Annotated in this window: 17 protein-coding genes; 9 read left to right on the top strand and 8 right to left on the bottom strand. The window is 71.8% G+C overall.

All coding sequences use genetic code 11. From position 1 onward, the window contains the following. Positions 1 to 76: 76 nt before the first annotated feature. A complete protein-coding gene (locus AC069R_RS15525; RefSeq protein ID WP_478767315.1) occupies positions 77 to 1,348 on the bottom strand; it encodes a polysaccharide deacetylase family protein in 1,272 nt (423 codons plus the stop codon). A 358-nt stretch (positions 1,349 to 1,706) separates the two neighbouring features. Between AC069R_RS15525 and acs the strand changes: the two genes are divergently transcribed. The 5 genes from acs to AC069R_RS15500 all read left to right on the top strand — a co-directional run bounded on the left by acs (position 1,707) and on the right by AC069R_RS15500 (position 7,149). Further along, positions 1,707 to 3,665 carry an acetate--CoA ligase gene (acs, locus tag AC069R_RS15520; RefSeq protein WP_478767314.1) on the top strand — a complete coding sequence of 653 codons (1,959 nt, stop codon included), beginning with the start codon at positions 1,707 to 1,709 and terminating at the stop codon, positions 3,663 to 3,665. Positions 3,666 to 3,870: 205 nt separating this feature from the next. Continuing rightward, on the top strand, positions 3,871 to 5,313 hold the full coding sequence (gene nhaA / locus AC069R_RS15515) for a Na+/H+ antiporter NhaA (protein ID WP_478767313.1): 1,443 nt from the start codon (positions 3,871 to 3,873) through the stop codon (positions 5,311 to 5,313). 99 nt (positions 5,314 to 5,412) lie between these two features. Then, positions 5,413 to 5,901: a phage holin family protein gene (locus tag AC069R_RS15510; protein ID WP_397984778.1), complete on the top strand. Its 489-nt coding sequence runs from the start codon at positions 5,413 to 5,415 to the stop codon at positions 5,899 to 5,901. Further along, positions 5,898 to 6,830: an alpha/beta fold hydrolase gene (locus AC069R_RS15505; RefSeq protein WP_478767312.1), complete on the top strand. Its 933-nt coding sequence runs from the start codon at positions 5,898 to 5,900 to the stop codon at positions 6,828 to 6,830. The genes AC069R_RS15510 and AC069R_RS15505 overlap by 4 nt, the downstream gene beginning before the upstream one ends. A 139-nt stretch (positions 6,831 to 6,969) precedes the next feature. Next, positions 6,970 to 7,149 carry a hypothetical protein gene (locus AC069R_RS15500; RefSeq protein WP_478767414.1) on the top strand — a complete coding sequence of 60 codons (180 nt, stop codon included), beginning with the start codon at positions 6,970 to 6,972 and terminating at the stop codon, positions 7,147 to 7,149. A 16-nt stretch (positions 7,150 to 7,165) separates the two neighbouring features. On the opposite strand, the gene AC069R_RS15495 is transcribed toward AC069R_RS15500, so the two are convergent. The 3 genes from AC069R_RS15495 to nth form a co-directional block, all read right to left on the bottom strand. Next, positions 7,166 to 8,365 (bottom strand): MarP family serine protease, encoded by a 1,200-nt coding sequence (locus tag AC069R_RS15495; protein ID WP_478767311.1) that lies wholly within the window; start codon positions 8,363 to 8,365, stop codon positions 7,166 to 7,168. A 122-nt stretch (positions 8,366 to 8,487) separates the two neighbouring features. Continuing rightward, the gene (locus AC069R_RS15490; protein ID WP_478767310.1) at positions 8,488 to 9,183 is read right to left on the bottom strand and encodes an NUDIX hydrolase; all 696 of its coding nucleotides are present in this window, start codon (positions 9,181 to 9,183) and stop codon (positions 8,488 to 8,490) included. 55 nt (positions 9,184 to 9,238) lie between these two features. After that, complete coding sequence (nth, locus tag AC069R_RS15485; RefSeq protein ID WP_478767309.1) at positions 9,239 to 10,363, bottom strand: endonuclease III; 1,125 nt, start codon at positions 10,361 to 10,363, stop codon at positions 9,239 to 9,241. A 324-nt stretch (positions 10,364 to 10,687) separates the two neighbouring features. On the opposite strand from nth, the gene AC069R_RS15480 reads away from it, so the two are divergent. Beyond that, a complete protein-coding gene (locus AC069R_RS15480; protein ID WP_014674022.1) occupies positions 10,688 to 11,362 on the top strand; it encodes a Crp/Fnr family transcriptional regulator in 675 nt (224 codons plus the stop codon). Positions 11,363 to 11,480: 118 nt separating this feature from the next. Further along, complete coding sequence (locus AC069R_RS15475; protein WP_478767308.1) at positions 11,481 to 12,311, top strand: nucleotidyltransferase domain-containing protein; 831 nt, start codon at positions 11,481 to 11,483, stop codon at positions 12,309 to 12,311. A gap of 35 nt (positions 12,312 to 12,346) precedes the next feature. Here the strand turns inward: AC069R_RS15475 and AC069R_RS15470 are convergent, their stop codons facing one another. From AC069R_RS15470 to AC069R_RS15455, 4 genes are all read right to left on the bottom strand, one after another. Then, positions 12,347 to 13,177 (bottom strand): MBL fold metallo-hydrolase, encoded by an 831-nt coding sequence (locus AC069R_RS15470; RefSeq protein ID WP_478767307.1) that lies wholly within the window; start codon positions 13,175 to 13,177, stop codon positions 12,347 to 12,349. Continuing rightward, entirely contained in the window at positions 13,174 to 14,067 is an 894-nt protein-coding gene (locus AC069R_RS15465) for an NUDIX hydrolase (RefSeq protein WP_478767306.1), read from the bottom strand. The genes AC069R_RS15470 and AC069R_RS15465 overlap by 4 nt, the downstream gene beginning before the upstream one ends. A 93-nt stretch (positions 14,068 to 14,160) precedes the next feature. After that, complete coding sequence (locus AC069R_RS15460) at positions 14,161 to 14,625, bottom strand: RidA family protein (RefSeq protein WP_478767305.1); 465 nt, start codon at positions 14,623 to 14,625, stop codon at positions 14,161 to 14,163. Continuing rightward, positions 14,622 to 14,780, bottom strand: a complete 159-nt coding sequence (locus AC069R_RS15455) for a Sp36 family protein (RefSeq protein ID WP_018547934.1) — start codon at positions 14,778 to 14,780, stop codon at positions 14,622 to 14,624. The genes AC069R_RS15460 and AC069R_RS15455 overlap by 4 nt, the downstream gene beginning before the upstream one ends. A gap of 100 nt (positions 14,781 to 14,880) precedes the next feature. Here AC069R_RS15455 and bagA point away from each other — a divergent pair, with 100 nt between their 5' ends. Both bagA and bagB read left to right on the top strand, forming a co-directional pair. Beyond that, positions 14,881 to 15,858, top strand: a complete 978-nt coding sequence (gene bagA / locus AC069R_RS15450; protein ID WP_397984787.1) for an ATPase BagA — start codon at positions 14,881 to 14,883, stop codon at positions 15,856 to 15,858. Next, on the top strand, positions 15,855 to 17,387 hold the full coding sequence (gene bagB, locus AC069R_RS15445; RefSeq protein WP_478767304.1) for an ATPase BagB: 1,533 nt from the start codon (positions 15,855 to 15,857) through the stop codon (positions 17,385 to 17,387). Before bagA ends, bagB begins: the two co-directional genes overlap by 4 nt. Positions 17,388 to 17,408 lie beyond the last annotated feature (21 nt).

Below are 17,408 nucleotides of genomic sequence, written 5' to 3'. Positions count from 1 at the left end.
CGCGGCAAGCCCCCACCCGGCAGCTCCCGCGCGGCAGACTCCCGCCTGACGACTCCTGACAACCACCGCCCGGCAGCTACCCCTTGACGGCCGGCGCTCCGGGGACTCCCTTGGGCGCCGGGGCCGGGCGGCCGGAGAGGAAGGACGCCCAGCCCTGCTTGGGGGCCTCGCCCACCTTCAGACTCCGCAGCTTCTCCAGCGTCTTGGGATCCTGGGCGTCCAGCCAGTCGGCCAGCTGGTGGAAGGAGACACAGCGCACCTCGGGCTTGTTGCAGGCCTTCTTCACCACGTCCTCGACGGCGCGCATATACGTGCCGCCGTTCCAGGACTCGAAGTGGTTGCCGATGACCAGGGGCGCGCGGTTGCCGTCGTAGGCTCGGTCGAAGCCCTGGAGGAGGCTGTCGCGCACCTGGTCGCCCCAGGCGTCGAACTTGTCGGGGTCGCCCTGGGTCTGGGTGCCCGACTGGTTGATCATGTAGTTGTAGTCCATGGTCAACTCTTCGAAGTTGTGTCCGGGGAAGGGGACCAGCTGCATCGACAGGTCCCACAGGCCTTCCTTCTTCTTCGGCCAGAGCTGGTTGTCGACCCCGCTGGAGTCGTAGCGGAAGCCCAGCTGGCGGGCCGCCTGCACGAAGTTCTTCTGGCCCTCCAGGCAGGGGGTGCGGCCGCCGATCAGCTCCTTGTCGTAGTCGAAGGGCAGCGGGGCCGCGTTCTTCATGCCGGAGTTCGTCTTCCAGTTCTCCACGAACTGCTTGGCCTGGGCGATCTCGCTCTTCCACTCGTCCACCGACCAGGTGCCGACCCCGCCGTCGGGCCCGCAGAAGTGGCCGTTGAAGTGGGTGCCGATCTCGTTGCCGTCCAGCCAGGCGAGCCGGGCCTGCTTGACGGTGTCGCTGATCCCCTGCTGGTCGTTGAAGCCGATGTCGGAGCTGCCCGGCGAGTGCTGCGGGGGCTTGTAGAGGTCGCGTTTGTCCTCAGGCAGCAGATAAACACCGCTGAGGAAGAACGTCATATTGGCGTTGTTCTCCTTGGCGACCTTGCGGAAGTGGGAGAACAGCTTCTGGCTGTCCTCGCCCGCGCCGTCCCAGGAGAAGACGACGAACTGCGGAGGCTTCTGACCGGGCTTCAGCCGCTCGGGCCTGGGCAGATGGGGCTGCGCACCGGTGTACGCGGTCGATCCGTCGCCGATCAGCCGGAGCACGCTCTTGGGCGCGGGTGCCGCGGGCGCCCCCTTCCGCGGTCCGGATGTCTTCTCCTGCACGCCATGGGTGCCGGTCCCGCACGCCGCGAGCGAGACAGCACAGGCCGCGGCGACCACGCCGACGGCGATCCTCTGGTTGGCGGCCATGTTCCGCCCACCTTCTTCCTTCTCTCAGACGAACGCTGACGAGGGCTTTTTGTGGTGATCCACCGGGTTTGAACCGACGGCACCGCCCAAGATCACACGGACCCGAGGAGGAATAAGGATGACAAGCCGATCAAATGATTTATCCACCATCGCGGGGGATCACCTAGACCATTTGCCCCGGAATGTTATGAATGATCTTTACGTGGCATTGCCCGTCCTTTACGAACCGTTGCTCCACCCCTTCCCTTCCGGCGCGCACAGGTCTAAACCAATTTTTCCGCCGACCCTTGTCACCGGCCCCTGACGTCTGATGAGCTGTGGCCTGGGACACATCGGACACCCTCGAAAGGCGGATGTCGTGAGCAATGAGAGCCTGGCCAACCTGCTGAAGGAAGAACGCAGGTTCGCGCCCCCCGCCGACCTGGCCGCACACGCCAACGTCACGGCGGAGGCGTATGAGCAGGCCAAGGCTGACCGGCTCGGCTTCTGGGCCACCCAGGCCCGCCGACTGACCTGGGCCAAGGAACCGACCGAGACGCTGGACTGGTCGAACCCCCCGTTCGCGAAGTGGTTCAAGGACGGCGCGCTCAACGTCGCCTACAACTGCGTGGACCGGCACGTCGAGGCCGGCCACGGCGACCGCGTCGCCATCCACTTCGAGGGCGAACCCGGCGACAGCCGAGCCCTCACCTACGCCGAACTCAAGGACGAGGTCTCGCGCGCCGCCAACGCCCTCCTCCAGCTCGGCGTGCGCAAGGGCGACCGGGTCGCCGTCTACATGCCGATGATCCCCGAGACCGCCATCGCCATGCTGGCCTGCGCCCGGATCGGCGCCGCCCACTCCGTCGTCTTCGGCGGCTTCTCCGCCGACGCGCTGGCCACCCGCATCAAGGACGCCGACGCCCGCGTCGTCATCACCTCCGACGGCGGCTACCGCCGGGGCAAGCCCTCCGCCCTCAAGCCCGCCGTCGACGAGGCCGTCGAGAAGGCCGGCAACGTGGAGCACGTCCTCGTCGTCCGCCGCACCGGCCAGGACGTCGCCTGGGACGACACCCGCGACGTGTGGTGGCACGACCTCCTCGCCGCCCAGCCGGCCGAGCACACCCCCGAGGCCTTCGACGCCGAACACCCCCTGTTCATCCTGTACACCTCGGGTACGACGGGGAAGCCCAAGGGCATCCTGCACACCTCCGGCGGCTACCTCACCCAGGCCGCCTACACCCACTGGGCCGTCTTCGACCTCAAGCCCGAAACCGACGTCTACTGGTGCACCGCCGACGTCGGCTGGGTGACCGGCCACTCGTACATCGTCTACGGGCCGCTGGCCAACGGCGCCACCCAGGTCATGTACGAGGGCACCCCCGACACCCCCCACCAGGGCCGCTTCTGGGAGATCGTCCAGAAGTACAAGGTGTCCATCCTCTACACCGCGCCCACCGCGATCCGCACCTTCATGAAGTGGGGAGACGACATCCCCGCCAAGTTCGACCTCAGCAGCCTGCGCGTCCTCGGCTCGGTCGGCGAACCCATCAACCCCGAGGCGTGGATCTGGTACCGCAAGCACATCGGCGCCGACCGCACCCCGGTCGTGGACACCTGGTGGCAGACCGAGACCGGCGCCATGATGATCTCGCCCCTGCCCGGCGTCACCGACGCCAAGCCCGGCTCCGCCCAGTGTCCGCTGCCCGGCATCAGCGCCACCGTCGTGGACGACGAGGCCAACGAGGTGCCCGACGGCGGTGGCGGCTACCTGGTGCTCACCGAGCCGTGGCCGTCGATGCTGCGCACCATCTGGGGCGACGACCAGCGCTTCAAGGACACCTACTGGTCCCGCTTCGAGGGCAAGTACTTCGCCGGCGACGGCGCCAAGAAGGACGAGGACGGCGACATCTGGCTCCTCGGCCGCGTGGACGACGTGATGCTGGTCTCCGGCCACAACATCTCCACCACCGAGGTCGAATCCGCCCTCGTCTCGCACCCCGCGGTCGCCGAGGCGGCGGTGGTCGGCGCCGCCGACGAGACCACCGGCCAGGCCATCGTCGCCTTCGTCATCCTGCGCGGTACGGCGTCGGCGGACGACGAGTCCCTGATCGGGGGCCTCCGTGACCACGTCGGCGCCACCCTCGGCCCCATCGCCAAGCCCAAGCGGATCCTCCCCGTCGCCGAACTCCCCAAGACCCGCTCCGGCAAGATCATGCGCCGCCTGCTGCGCGACGTCGCCGAGAACCGCCAGCTCGGTGACGTGACGACGCTGACCGACTCCAGCGTCATGGACCTCATCCAGTCCAAGCTCCCCGCCGCCCCCAGCGAGGACTGACCCGGTACGACGGTGAAGGGGCGCCCGGCACCCGCCGGGCGCCCCTCGCGCACGTCAGGGCCCATCCGTCCCGCTTGTCTTTCCCTCGCCGGAGAAGTTAGGTAAAGTAACCAAAGCGTCAAGAACTCAACAAGATCCATCCGAGGTGCGCCGGGAAGTCTGGTCGGCAGGCAAGCCGTCCTGCCCACTCCCGGAGGCCCCCACCGTGACCGCGCCCCGCGCCCCGCACCCCGCCCGCAAGGTCTTCGGACGCCTGTCCCTGCCCGAGCGGACCTACGTCGCGGACGCCCTGCGCACGGAGACCGTCGGCGGAGTGCTCCTGCTCATCGCCGCCGTGACCGCCCTGATCTGGGCAAACGTCCCGGCACTGCGCCACAGTTACGAAGCGGTCAGCCACTTCAGCTTCGGCCCCGCCGCCCTCGGCCTGGACCTGTCGGTCGCCCACTGGGCCGCCGACGGCGTCCTCGCGATCTTCTTCTTCGTCGCCGGCATCGAGCTCAAACGCGAACTGGTCGCCGGCGACCTGCGCGACCCCAAGGCGGCCGTGCTCCCCGTGGTGGCCGCGCTGTGCGGCATGGCCGTACCCGCGCTCGTCTACACCGTCACCGCCCTCACCGGCCACGGCTCCACTCAGGGCTGGGCGGTGCCCACCGCCACCGACATCGCCTTCGCGCTCGCCGTCCTCGCGGTGATCGGCACCTCGCTGCCCAGTGCCCTGCGCGCCTTCCTGCTCACCCTCGCCGTCGTGGACGACCTCTTCGCGATCCTGATCATCGCGATCTTCTTCACCGACCGGCTGAACTTCGCCGCGCTCGGCGGCGCCTTCCTCGGCCTCGCCGTCTTCTGGCTGCTGCTGCGCAAGGGCGTGCGCGGCTGGTACGTCTACGTGCCGCTCGCCCTCGTCAACTGGGCCCTGATGTACAACAGCGGCGTGCACGCCACCATCGCGGGCGTGGCCATGGGCCTGATGCTGCGCTGCACCACCCGCGAGGGCGAGCGGCACTCGCCCGGCGAGCGCGTCGAGCACCTGGTGCGCCCGCTGTCGGCCGGGTTCGCGGTACCGGTGTTCGCGCTGTTCAGCGCCGGTGTGCTGGTGTCCGGGCGGGCCCTGGGCGACCTGTTCACCCGACCGGAGACCCTCGGCGTGGTGCTGGGCCTCGTCGTCGGCAAAGCGCTCGGCATCTTCGGCGGCACCTGGCTGACCGTCCGCTTCACCCGCGCCTCCCTCAGCGAGGACCTCGCCTGGGCGGACGTCTTCGCGGTGGCCTCGCTGGCCGGCATCGGCTTCACGGTCTCGCTGCTCATCGGCGAGCTGGCCTACGACGGAAACGCGCTCCTCACCGACGAGACCAAGGCCGCCGTCCTCGCCGGCTCCCTGATCGCCGCGGCCTGTGCCACCGTGCTGCTGAAGATACGCAACGCCAAGTACCGGCGGCTGTGCGAGGCCGAGGACCGCGACGACGACCTCGACGGCATCCCCGACATCTACGAGGAGGGCGACCCGGCGTACCACCTGCGCATGGCCGCGATCCTGGAGCGCAGGGCCGCCGAACACCGGCGGATCGCCGCCGAGCGGACGGCCGCGGCGGGCGACGGGCGTGCGGAAGTACCGGGCGGGGCAGGCGAGGAGGGCGGCCGTCCGGCATGATCTGACGAGACGGTACAAATCAAGACGGTGACCCAGGGGCCGGGCGGCCGCCCGCCGCGAGGCCCGAGGGACACGAGAGAACTCGTAAGGGAGACCGCGATGAGCGCACCCGACGGCAGCCCGGTCGGCGCCGAACGCAGCATCGGCCAGCTGTTCGCCTCGGCGACGACCGAATTGTCGGCGCTGGTGCACGACGAGATCGCGCTGGCCAAGGCGCAGCTCAAGCAGGATGTGAAGCGCGGCGCGACCAGCGGCGGCGCGTTCTCGATGGCGGGCGCGGTCCTGGTCTTCTCCCTGCCGATGCTCAACTTCGCCCTGGCGTACGGCATCCGCACCTGGACCCACTGGAACCTGGCGATCTGCTTCGTGCTGTCCTTCGCGGCAAACGTGCTCGTCGCCGGTCTGCTCGCGCTGATCGGCGTGGTGTTCGCGAAGAAGGCCAAGCAGGGCCGGGGCCCGCAGAAGGTCGCCGCGTCCATGAAGGAGTCGGCGAGCGTCCTCGGCAACGCCAAGCCGCACCCGCGCCCGGAGCTTCCCGAGGATCGCAGCCCCGCGGCCATCGAGGCTGTGGCACGCTCGTCCTCATGACGGACCCCGCTCAGCCCTCGCTGGTACGGATCGACCTGCCCGGACACCGGGTGATCCACCGGGACGTCGCCGCCAACGGCGCCCGCTTCCACATCGCGGAACTCGGCGACGGCCCCCTGGTGCTGCTGCTCCACGGCTTCCCGCAGTTCTGGTGGACCTGGCGGCACCAGCTGGTCGCGCTCGCGGAGGCCGGCTACCGGGCGGTGGCCATGGATCTGCGGGGCGTCGGCGGCAGCGACCGCACACCGCGCGGCTACGACCCCGCCAACCTCGCCCTGGACGTCACCGGCGTCATCCGCTCCCTCGGCGAGCCGGACGCCGCGCTCGTCGGACACGACCTCGGCGGCTATCTGGCGTGGACGGCCGCGGCCATGCGCCCCAAGCTGGTGCGCCGGCTCGCGGTGGTGTCGATGCCGCATCCGAGGCGCTGGCGCGCGGCGATGCTGCGGGACGCCCGGCAGACGGCCGCCAACTCCTACATCTGGGGCTTCCAGCGGCCCTGGGTCCCGGAGCGTCAACTCACCGCCGCTGACGGGGAGCTGGTGGGCCGTCTGATCCGGGACTGGTCCGGGCCGCGCCCCCCGGAGGACGAGGCGGTGCGCACGTACCAGCGGGCCATGTGCATCCCCTCCACCGCGCACTGCTCCGTCGAGCCGTACCGCTGGCTGGTGCGCTCCCTGGCCCGCCCGGACGGCGTGCAGTTCTACCGCAGGATGAAGCGGCCGGTGCGGGTGCCCACGCTGCATCTGCACGGTTCACTCGATCCGGTGAGCCGCACCCGCAGCGCCGCCGGTTCCGGGGAGTACGTCGAAGCGCCGTACCGCTGGCGGCTGTTCGACGGTCTCGGCCATTTCCCGCACGAGGAGGACCCGGTGACGTTCTCGGCGGAGCTGGTCGGCTGGCTGAAGGACCCCGAGCCCGACCGGTGACGACGCGGCGGCGGAACCGATGCGGGCGGTGTCCGGTTCCCCGCCAGTTGTCACCCGTTCGGCCACATGCCCGCCGCATACGCCAATTGGCCGCCGTCCAAGCGGTTATCGACCTTGGGCCGGGGGCACACGCATGGGTATGGGCTGGACGCACGACTACAGTGACGCACCCCGCAACCGCCGCTCGGCCACGGGCCTGAGCACGCCTCAGCGAGGCACTCCGCAACTCGCGGAGGGCGACCTGCGGGTGGGGATTCCGCGCATCCTGCGCCGCCGGGCCCGCTGGGTCTCGGTGCGCCTGCGTCACCCGCGCAACTGAGCCGCCGCCTGACGGCTCACAGCGCGCAGCTGTCCGTACCCACCTGTTCGTTCGCCGTGCGACCGCGGGCGATGTCCGGCCGGATCTCGTCCGCGGTCAGCGCGTAGCCGGTCTCGGCGTCGTCCAGGGACTTGGCGAACACCACCCCGTAGACCCTGCCGTCCGGGGTGAGCAGGGGTCCGCCGGAGTTTCCCTGGCGGACGGTCGCGTACAGCGAGTACACATCGCGGCGCACGCTGCCGCGGTGGTAGATGTCCGGGCCGTTGACCGAGATGCGCCCGCGCACCCGCGCCGCCCGCACGTCGTACGCGCCGTTCTCCGGGAAGCCGGCCACGATCGCGCCGTCACCCCCGGCCGCGTCCGGCGCGGAGAACTTCAGCGCGCCCGCCTTCAGGTCCGGTACGTCGAGTACCGCGATGTCGCGCTTCCAGTCGTACAGCACCACCTTGGCGTCGTACCGCCGGCCGACCCCGCCTATCTGCACGGTCGGTGCGTCCACCCCGCCGACGACGTGCGCGTTGGTCATCACCCGGCGGTCGGCGAAGACGAAGCCGGTGCCCTCCAGGACCTTGCCGCAGCTCTGCGCGGTGCCGGTGACCTTGACGATGGAGCGCTGGGCGCGGGTGGCGACCGGGCTGCCGGCGAGGGCCGGGTCCGGGGGCTGGACGTCCTTGATCGGCTCGTCGGAGAACGGGCTGAAGACCTGCGGGAAGCCGTTCTGCGCGAGGACGGAGGAGAAGTCCGCGAACCAGCTGTCGGCCTGTGCGGGCAGCGCGCGGGAGACCCCGAGCAGCACCTTGGAGCCGCGCACCTGCTTGCCGAGGGTGGGCAGGGTGGTGCCGGCCAGGGCGGAGCCGATCAGCCAGGCGACCAGGAGCATCGCCACCACGTTGACCAGCGCGCCGCCGGTGGCGTCCAGGGCGCGGGCCGGGGACCAGGTGATGTGCTTGCGCAGTTTGTTGCCGAGATGGGTGGTCAGGGCCTGGCCGACGGAGGCGCAGACGATGACGACGACCACGGCGACGACGGCGGCGGTGGTGTTCACCTCCGCGTTGCCGGTCACCGCGTCCCAGACGACGGGCAGCGCGTACACCGCCGCGAGGCCGCCGCCGAGGAACCCGATCACCGACAGGATGCCCACGACGAAGCCCTGGCGGTAGCCCACGACCGCGAACCACACGGCCGCGACCAGCAACAGGATGTCCAGCACGTTCACCGCTTCAGGCCCTCGCCTACTCCATTCCGCTTCCCGCGGCACGGACGAGGCGTCCGGCCCGACCCCATGGGGACGGCGGGACCCTGCGTCCCCGGGAAAGAGACAGCACGGGGATCACCCTGTCATGAGCTCCAGTCGAGCGGGGCCAGCTTCTCCCGGTCCCAGGGGCGCTCCCAGCCCGCGTAGTGCAGCAGCCGGTCGATCACCCCGGCCGTGAAACCCCACACAAGGGCCGATTCGACCTGGAATGCCGGGCCCCTGAATCCGCTGGGGTGGACGACGGTGACGCGGTTGGCGGGGTCCGTGAGATCCGCCACGGGGACGGTGAACACCCGCGCCGTCTCGTTCGGGTCCACCGCGCCGACCGGGCTGGGCTCGCGCCACCAGCCGAGGACGGGTGTGACGACGAAGCGGCTGACCGGGATGTACAGCCGGGGCAGCACGGCGAACGGCTGCACGCCGCGGGGGTCGAGCCCGGTCTCCTCCTCGGCCTCGCGCAGGGCGGCGCGCAGCGGGCCCTCGCCGAGCGGATCGCCGTCCTCGGGGTCGAGGGAGCCGCCGGGGAAGGACGGCTGGCCCGCGTGTGAACGCAGCGTGCCGGCGCGCTCCATCAGCAGCAGCTCGGGGCCGCGCTCGCCCTCGCCGAACAGGATGAGCACGGCGGACTGGCGGCCCTCGCCGTTCTCCGGCGGGAGGAAGCGGCTGAGCTGGAGGGGTTCGATGGTCTCGGCGGCGCGGGCCACCGGGGTCAGCCAGTTTGGCAGTCCCCGGCCGTCCAGCGTCACCGCGTCGCGTCGTGCCTCGCCGGCCCGCGTCATCGCCCACCCCCGTCGCTCTGTGTCGTCCAACGCCGGGGGCGCCGGGTTCGTTCCGTCACGCGGCCCCCAGCGGCGGCGCGGGCCTGCCGCCCGCGTCCAGGTAGGCCTGCGGCGGGTTGAGCCGCTGGCCGGGCAGGCCGCCCTTCTCGTACTTCAGCAGCTTCTTCGCCTTCTCCGGGTCGGTCTCGCCCTCGCCGTAGGCCGGGCAGAGCGGGGCGATCGGGCAGGCGCCGCAGGCGGGCTTGCGGGCGTGGCAGATGCGCCGGCCGTGCCAGATGACGTGGTGGGACAGGTCGGTCCAGTCGCTCTCGGGGAACAGCGCGCCGACCGCGGCCTCGATCTTGTCCGGGTCGGTCTCCCCGGTCCAGCGCCAGCGCCGCACCAGCCGCTGGAAGTGGGTGTCCACGGTGATGCCGGGGCGCCCGAAGGCGTTGCCGAGCACCACGAAGGCGGTCTTGCGGCCGACGCCGGGCAGCTTGACCAGGTCCTCAAGACTTCCGGGGACCTCGCCGCCGAAGTCCTCCACCAGCGCCTTGGAGAGCCCTATGACCGACCTGGTCTTGGCCCGGAAGAAGCCGCAGGGGCGCAGGATCTCCTCGACCTCCTCCGGGTTGGCGGCGGCCAGGTCCTCGGGGGTGGGATAGCGGGCGAAGAGGCCGGGGGTCGTCTGGTTGACGCGCAGGTCGGTGGTCTGGGCCGACAGGACGGTGGCGACCAGCAGCTGGAAGGGGTTCTCGAAGTCCAGCTCCGGGTGCGCGTACGGGTACACCTCGGCCAGCTCGCGGTTGATCCGGCGGGCCCGGCGCACCAGGGCGGTCCGGGACTCCTGGCCGGGCGGCTCGACGGCGACCTTCCTGGTGGGCGCGGCCTTCTTCACCGCGACCGCTCCATCGGCGGCCACGGCCTTCTCGGCGGGGGCGACCTTCCTGCCCGAGACGGCCTTCTTCGCCGGGGCCGCCTTCTTCGCCGTCGCCGACTTCTTCACCGGAGCGGCCTTCTTCGCCGGGGCGGTCTTCCGGGCGGAACCGGACTTCCCGCCCGAGGCCGCCTTCTTCGCGGAACCCGGTGTCTGCTTCTTCGCGGAATCCGGTGTCGCCTTCTTCGCGGAAGGCGCCTTCCCGGCAGATCCGGCCTCTCCGGCAGATCCCGCCTTCCCTGCTGAACCCACCTCTTCCGTCATGTCAGCCTTTTTTCTACTTTTCCTACTGCCTCCGGGGCCCTGTTCGCCCACAGCGGAATCGCGACGTACAACCACCCGCTAAGCCCCCTTGGCCTGTGCTCTCACCGGCGATTTGGACACCCGGCCAGCCTAGAGCCCGGCACCGACATCCGCCCCGGACCCCGAAGATCGGCCCCCGATTGGACCCCTGACGCTTACCCCGGCACACCGGTGCGGCATCCTTGTGACAGATCACACTGTTTGGACCGTCCGGCAAAATGAGAACACGGTCCCTGGCACGCAGGGGAGCAAGATCCCCTGAGCAGGTCGACAAGGAGAGAACTCGTGGACGACGTTCTGCGGCGCAACCCGCTTTTCGCGGCGCTCGACGATGAGCAGGCCGCGGAGCTTCGCGCCTCGATGAGCGAGGTCACCCTCGCTCGCGGCGACTCCCTGTTCCACGAGGGCGACCCGGGCGACCGCCTGTACGTCGTCACCGAGGGCAAGGTCAAGCTGCACCGCACCTCCCCCGACGGCCGCGAGAACATGCTCGCCGTCGTCGGTCCCGGCGAGCTGATCGGCGAGCTGTCGCTGTTCGATCCGGGCCCGCGCACGGCCACCGCGACCGCGCTGACCGAGGTCAAGCTGCTCGGCCTCGGCCACGGCGACCTCCAGCCCTGGCTGAACGCCCGCCCCGAGGTGGCCGGCGCCCTGCTGCGCGCCGTCGCCCGCCGGCTGCGCAAGACCAACGACGCCATGTCCGACCTGGTCTTCTCCGACGTTCCCGGCCGTGTGGCGCGCGCCCTGCTCGACCTGTCGCGCCGCTTCGGCGTGCAGTCCGAAGAGGGCATCCACGTCGTCCACGACCTCACCCAGGAGGAGCTGGCCCAGCTGGTCGGCGCCTCCCGCGAGACCGTCAACAAGGCCCTGGCCGACTTCGCCCAGCGCGGCTGGCTGCGCCTGGAGGCGCGCGCGGTCATCCTGCTGGACGTGGAGCGGCTGGCCAAGCGTTCGCGCTGACGCGCGGTCCCTCTCCGGTACGGCATCCAGGGCGCGGCTCCGCGGGGGCCGCGCCCTGAGCCGTCCCTCCGGCGAAAATCGGCTGCACCGGCCCCCGGCCGCCCGGCACAGTGGCCCCATGCCCGAGCCACCCCGCCCCCACGGCCTCGATCCCGACGGCTACTTCGTCCGCGAGGGCTCCCTCACCCGCGTGCCCGACGCCTTCCGGCCGGTCGTGGCCGCCGTACGGGAGCGGTTGCCGCAGGTCCTCGGGGCGCGGCTGGACGGAGCGTACCTCTACGGGTCGATCCCCCGCGGCACCGCGCGCGCGGGCCGCAGCGACCTGGACCTGCTCGTCGTCCTGCGCGCCGAACCGGCCGCCGCCGACCGCGCCGCCCTCCAGGCCCTCGGCGAGGCCCTGGACCGGGAGTTTTCTCAGATCGACGGGGTGGGGACGCTGCTGCACGGCCGGGAGCGGCTGCTCGGCGCGGCGGAACGATACGACCTGGGCTGGTTCCTGGCCTGCCTGTGCACACCACTGCTCGGCAACGACCTGGCCGAGCTGCTGCCCCGGTACCGCCCCGGCTCCCTGCTGGCCCGCGAGACCAACGGCGACCTCGCCCGGCTGCTGCCCCGCTGGCGCGAGCGGATCGCGGCCGCCGGGGACGACGAGGCGGCCCTGCGGCGCCTGGTGCGCTTCACGTCCCGCCACCTGGTCCGCACGGGCTTCACGCTCGTCATGACCCGCTGGAACGGCTGGACGAGCGATCTGTCCGAGATGGCCGAGGTCTGCGGGGCGTACTACCCCGAGCGGGCCCCGCAGCTGCGCGCCGCGGCCCAGTACGGCCGGGAGCCCGTCGCCGACCATGGCGTGCTGCGCGGCTACCTGGACGACCTGGGCCCCTGGCTCGCCGCCGAGTACGCGCGGGTGCACGGCGTGAAGGCCCCGCGCCCCGAGGACGCCCCTTAGGGCCTCTCGTTTGGCTCGCGCCGGGCCGTACGGCCTCAGATCAGGCCGTGTTCGCCGAGGTACTCCAGCTGGGCCCGGACCGACAGCTCCGCCGCCGGCCACAGGGAGCGGTCGACGTCGGCGTAGACATGGGCGACGACCTCGGCCGCGGTGCGGTGGCCGTTCTCGACGGCCGTCTCCACCTGGGCGAGCCGGTGGGCGCGGTGGGCCATGTAGAACTCCACGGCGCCCTGCGCGTCCTCCAGGACCGGACCGTGGCCCGGCAGCACGGTGTGCACGCCGTCGTCCACCGTGAGGGAACGCAGCCGGCGCAGCGAGTCCAGGTAGTCGCCGAGGCGTCCGTCGGGGTGCGCCACCATCGTCGTACCGCGCCCGAGGACCGTGTCGCCGGTCAGCACCGCCCGGTCGGCCGGGAGGTGGAAGGAGAGCGAGTCCGAGGTGTGGCCGGGGGTCGGTACGACCCTCAGTTCGAGCCCCCCGGTGGTGATCACGTCGCCCGCGGCCAGCCCCTCGTCGCCGAGGCGGAGCGCCGGGTCCAGGGCGCGCACCCGGCTGCCGGTCAGCTCCGCGAACCGGCCCGCGCCCTCGGCGTGGTCCTCGTGGCCGTGGGTGAGCAGGGTCAGGGCTATCCGCCGGCCGGCCTTCTCCGCCGTGTCCACGACCGCGCGCAGATGGCCCTCGTCCAGCGGTCCCGGATCGATCACCACGGCCAGGTCGGAGTCCGGCTCGGCGACGATCCAGGTGTTGGTGCCGTCCAGGGTCATCGCGGAGGGGTTCGGCGCGAGGACGTTGACGGCCCGCGCGGTGGCGGGTCCCGAGCCGGCCATGCCCCTGGGCTGGCCGGGCAGCGCGCTCGCGTCGGTCATGCGCGGCCTCCCCCGGTCGCGTCGGCGGGCGCGGAGCCCGTCGGAACGTGCTTGGTGAACTCCTCGTGCCCCGGCCAGGACAGCACGATCTCGCCGTCCCTGAGCCGGGCGGTCGCCTGCACCGGGGTCAGATCGCGCGCCGCGGCGGCCGCGAGCGCCGAGGCGGCGGTGCCGTACGGCAGCAGTTCGCGCAGCGCGGCGATGGTGGGCGGCATCATCAGCAGCTCGCCCCGGTCGTACCCGGCGGCGGCCTCGGCCGGGCGGATCCACACCGTCCGGTCGGCCTCCGTGGAGGCGTTCCGGGTGCGCTGCCCCTCGGGGAGGACGGCCGCGAAGAACCAGGTGTCGTAGCGGCGCGCCTCGAACTCCGGGGTGATCCAGCGCGCCCAGGCGCCCAGCAGGTCCGAGCGCAGCACCAGGCCGCGCCGGTGCAGGAACTCGGCGAAGGACTGCTCGCGCGCGACCAGGGCGGCGCGGTCCGCCTCCCAGTCGTCGCCCGTGGTGTCGCCGACGACGGTGTCCGGATCGGGCCCGGCGAGCAGGACGCCCGCCTCCTCGTACGTCTCCCGGACCGCCGCGCAGACGATCGCCTGGGCGCCGGCCTCGTCCACCCCGAGCCGCTCGGCCCAGGACGCGCGCGAGGGGCCCGCCCAGCGGATCCGCGTGTCGTCGTCGCGCGGGTCGACACCGCCGCCGGGATACGCGTACGCGCCTCCGGCGAAGGCCATGGAGGCGCGTCTGCGCAGCATGTGGACGGCCGGTCCGGCCTCGGTGTCCTTCAGCAGGAGCACCGTCGCCGCGCGCCGGGGAGACACCGGGGTGAGGGTGCCGTCCGCGAGCGCGCGGATGCGGTCCGGCCACTCCGGGGGGTACCACTGACCGTTCGCCATGGCCGGAGGCTATCTGGTGTAGGGCGAATGTTCGAGAGGTACCCGAGGTGCCGGAGCGGTGCAGGTGATGCCGGTGGTACGGATGCGGCGGGGCTACGGAACCAGCTCGACCTGGATCTCGACCTCGACCGGCGCGTCCATCGGGAGCACCGCGACGCCGACCGCGCTGCGGGCGTGCACGCCCTTGTCGCCGAGGACCTCGCCGAGCAGCTCGCTGGCGCCGTTGATCACACCGGGCTGGCCGGTGAAGTCGGCCGCGGAGGCGACGAACCCGGTGACCTTGACCACGCGCGCGATCCGGTCCAGGTCGCCGGCCACGGACTTCACGGCCGCCAGTGCGTTCAGCGCGCAGGTGCGGGCCAGGTCCTTGGCCTCCTCGGCCGTGACCTCGGCGCCCACCTTGCCGGTGACGGGCAGCTTGCCCTCGACCATCGGCAGCTGGCCCGCGGTGTAGACGTAGGCACCGGAGCGCACGGCCGGCTGGTAGGCGGCCAGCGGCGGTACGACCTCCGGCAGGCTCAGGCCCAGGGCGGCCAGCTTCTCCTCGACCGCGCTCATGCCTGCTTCTCCCGCTTCAGGTAGGCGACCAGCTGCTCGGGGTTCGGGCCGGGCACGACCTGGACGAGCTCCCAGCCGTCCTCGCCCCAGTTGTCCAGAATCTGCTTCGTGGCGTGGACGAGCAGCGGCACGGTTGAGTATTCCCACTTGGTCATGGGCCGACTGTATCCGCTGTGACCGATCACTCCCCCGTCGTCTCCCCGTTATCCACAGCCTCCCGCGTGACGGTCGGCCGGACTGGTTAGTCTCGAAGACGTGAGCAGGCTCCAGGTCGTCAGCGGCAAGGGCGGGACCGGAAAGACGACGGTCGCCGCCGCACTCGCGCTGGCCCTCGCGACCGAGGGGAAGCGGACGCTTCTCGTGGAGGTCGAGGGCCGGCAGGGCATCGCCCAACTCTTCGAGACGGAGGCGTTGCCGTACGAGGAGCGGAAGATCGCGGTCGCTCCCGGCGGCGGGGAGGTGTACGCACTGGCCATAGACCCCGAACTGGCCCTTCTGGACTACCTCCAGATGTTCTACAAACTGGGCGGCGCGGGCAGAGCCCTGAAGAAGCTGGGCGCCATCGACTTCGCCACCACCATCGCGCCCGGCATCCGGGACGTCCTGCTCACCGGCAAGGCGTGCGAGGCGGTGCGCCGCAAGGACCGCCGCGGCCGGTTCGTCTACGACTACGTGGTCATGGACGCGCCCCCGACCGGCCGCGTCACCCGCTTCCTCAATGTCAACGACGAGGTGGCGGGCCTGGCGAAGATCGGCCCGATACACAATCAGGCACAGGCCGTGATGCGGGTCCTCAAGTCACCGGAGACGGCGGTGCACCTGGTGACGCTGCTGGAGGAGATGCCGGTCCAGGAGACCGCCGACGGCATCGCCGAACTGCGGTCGGCGCGGCTGCCGGTGGGCCGGGTCATCGTGAACATGGTGCGGCCCGAGGTGTTGGACGCCGCGGACCTGGAACTCGTGCGGACGGTGGACCACTCCGCCGTGGCCCGGTCCCTGTCGGCCGCCGGCCTCGGCGGCGCGCGGCGCGGCGGGAACGCGGAGAAGCTGGTGGACCCGCTGCTGGCCCAGGCCGCGGAGTACGCCGAGCGCCACGCCCTGGAGCAGGAGCAGCGCGCCGTGCTCGGCGAGCTGGGCCTGCCCCTGCACGAACTGCCGCTGCTCGCCGAGGGAATGGACCTGGCGGGTCTGTACGAACTCGCCGCCGAGCTGCGCGACCAGGAGGTGTCATGACAGCCGAGGAGCAGGGCACGGCCGCGGGCCGGAGGGCGGCGGGCCGGAAGGCGGCGGCCGAGGACCGGGACGGGAGCCGCGAGGAGTCCGGAGGGCGCGAGGAGTCCGGGGGGTGGGGCGAGCCCGGCGAGTCCGCTGGGCGTGGGGCGTCCGGGGGGCGTGGTGGGGCGGAGGGGCGGGAGGCGGCGGCCCGGCGGCTGGCGTCCTCGCGGGTGCTCGACGTCGACGCGCTCCTCGACGACCCGAAGACGCGCATCGTGGTGTGCTGTGGCTCCGGCGGCGTCGGCAAGACGACCACCGCGGCCGCCCTGGGCCTGCGCGCGGCCGAGCGGGGCCGCAAGGTGGTCGTCCTCACCATCGACCCGGCCCGCAGGCTGGCCCAGTCGATGGGCATCGACTCCCTCGACAACGTGCCCCGCCGGGTCAAGGGCACCGACGGCGACGGCGAGCTGCACGCCATGATGCTCGACATGAAGCGCACCTTCGACGAGGTCGTGGAGGCGCACGCGGACCGCGAGCGGGCGGCCGCGATCCTGGCGAACCCCTTCTACCAGTCGCTCTCGGCGGGCTTCGCGGGCACGCAGGAGTACATGGCGATGGAGAAGCTGGGCCAGCTGCGGGCGCGGGACGAATGGGACCTGATCGTGGTCGACACCCCGCCCTCCCGCTCGGCCCTGGACTTCCTGGACGCCCCCAAGCGGCTCGGCTCCTTCCTGGACGGCCGGCTGATCCGCCTGCTCACCGCCCCCGCCAAGCTGGGCGGCCGGGCCGGCATGGCGTTCCTGAACGTGGGGATGTCGATGATGACCGGCACCCTGGGCAAGCTGCTCGGCGGGCAACTCCTCAAGGACGTCCAGACGTTCGTGTCCGCGATGGACACCACCTTCGGCGGCTTCCGCACCCGCGCGGACGCCACGTACAAGCTGCTCCAGGCGCCCGGCACCGCGTTCCTGGTGGTGGCCGCCCCGGAGCGGGACGCGCTGCGCGAGGCCGCGTACTTCGTGGAGCGGCTGGCCGCGGAGGACATGCCGCTGGTGGGGCTGGTGCTCAACCGGGTGCACGGCAGCGGCGCGGGCCGGCTGTCGGCCGAGCGGGCGCTCGACGCCGCGGAAAATCTTGCGGACCCCGGCATTGTGGATCAGGGGGGCGGGAAAGCTGGACTTCGTAACTCTCCCGACACGTACGGCAGTTCACCATCTCCCGCAACCGGGGCCGCACCCGGCGCCGTATCCGAGGCGGCATCCGAGACGGCAACCGGTACCGACGCTCCCCCCGGAGGTTCCCCCACCGACGAGGAACGTTCCGTCGACCGGCTCGCCGCGGGCCTGCTGAGGCTGCACGCCGAACGCATGCATCTCCTGGCGCGCGAGCAGCGCACGCGGGACCGTTTCACCGCCCGCCACCCCGAGGTGGCGGTGGTCGACGTACCCGCGCTGCCCGGCGATGTGCACGACCTCGCGGGCCTGCGCGACATCGGCGACCGTCTCGCGGCGGGCGCGCTCACGGACCGCCCGGCGGAACCGTCGTAGCACCGGACCCGTCGTGATCCC

This window comes from Streptomyces sp. NPDC043952, from assembly GCF_056435325.1.
The sequence above is the reverse complement of the archived record's forward strand: the minus strand, read 5'-3'. Positions and strand labels throughout refer to the sequence as shown.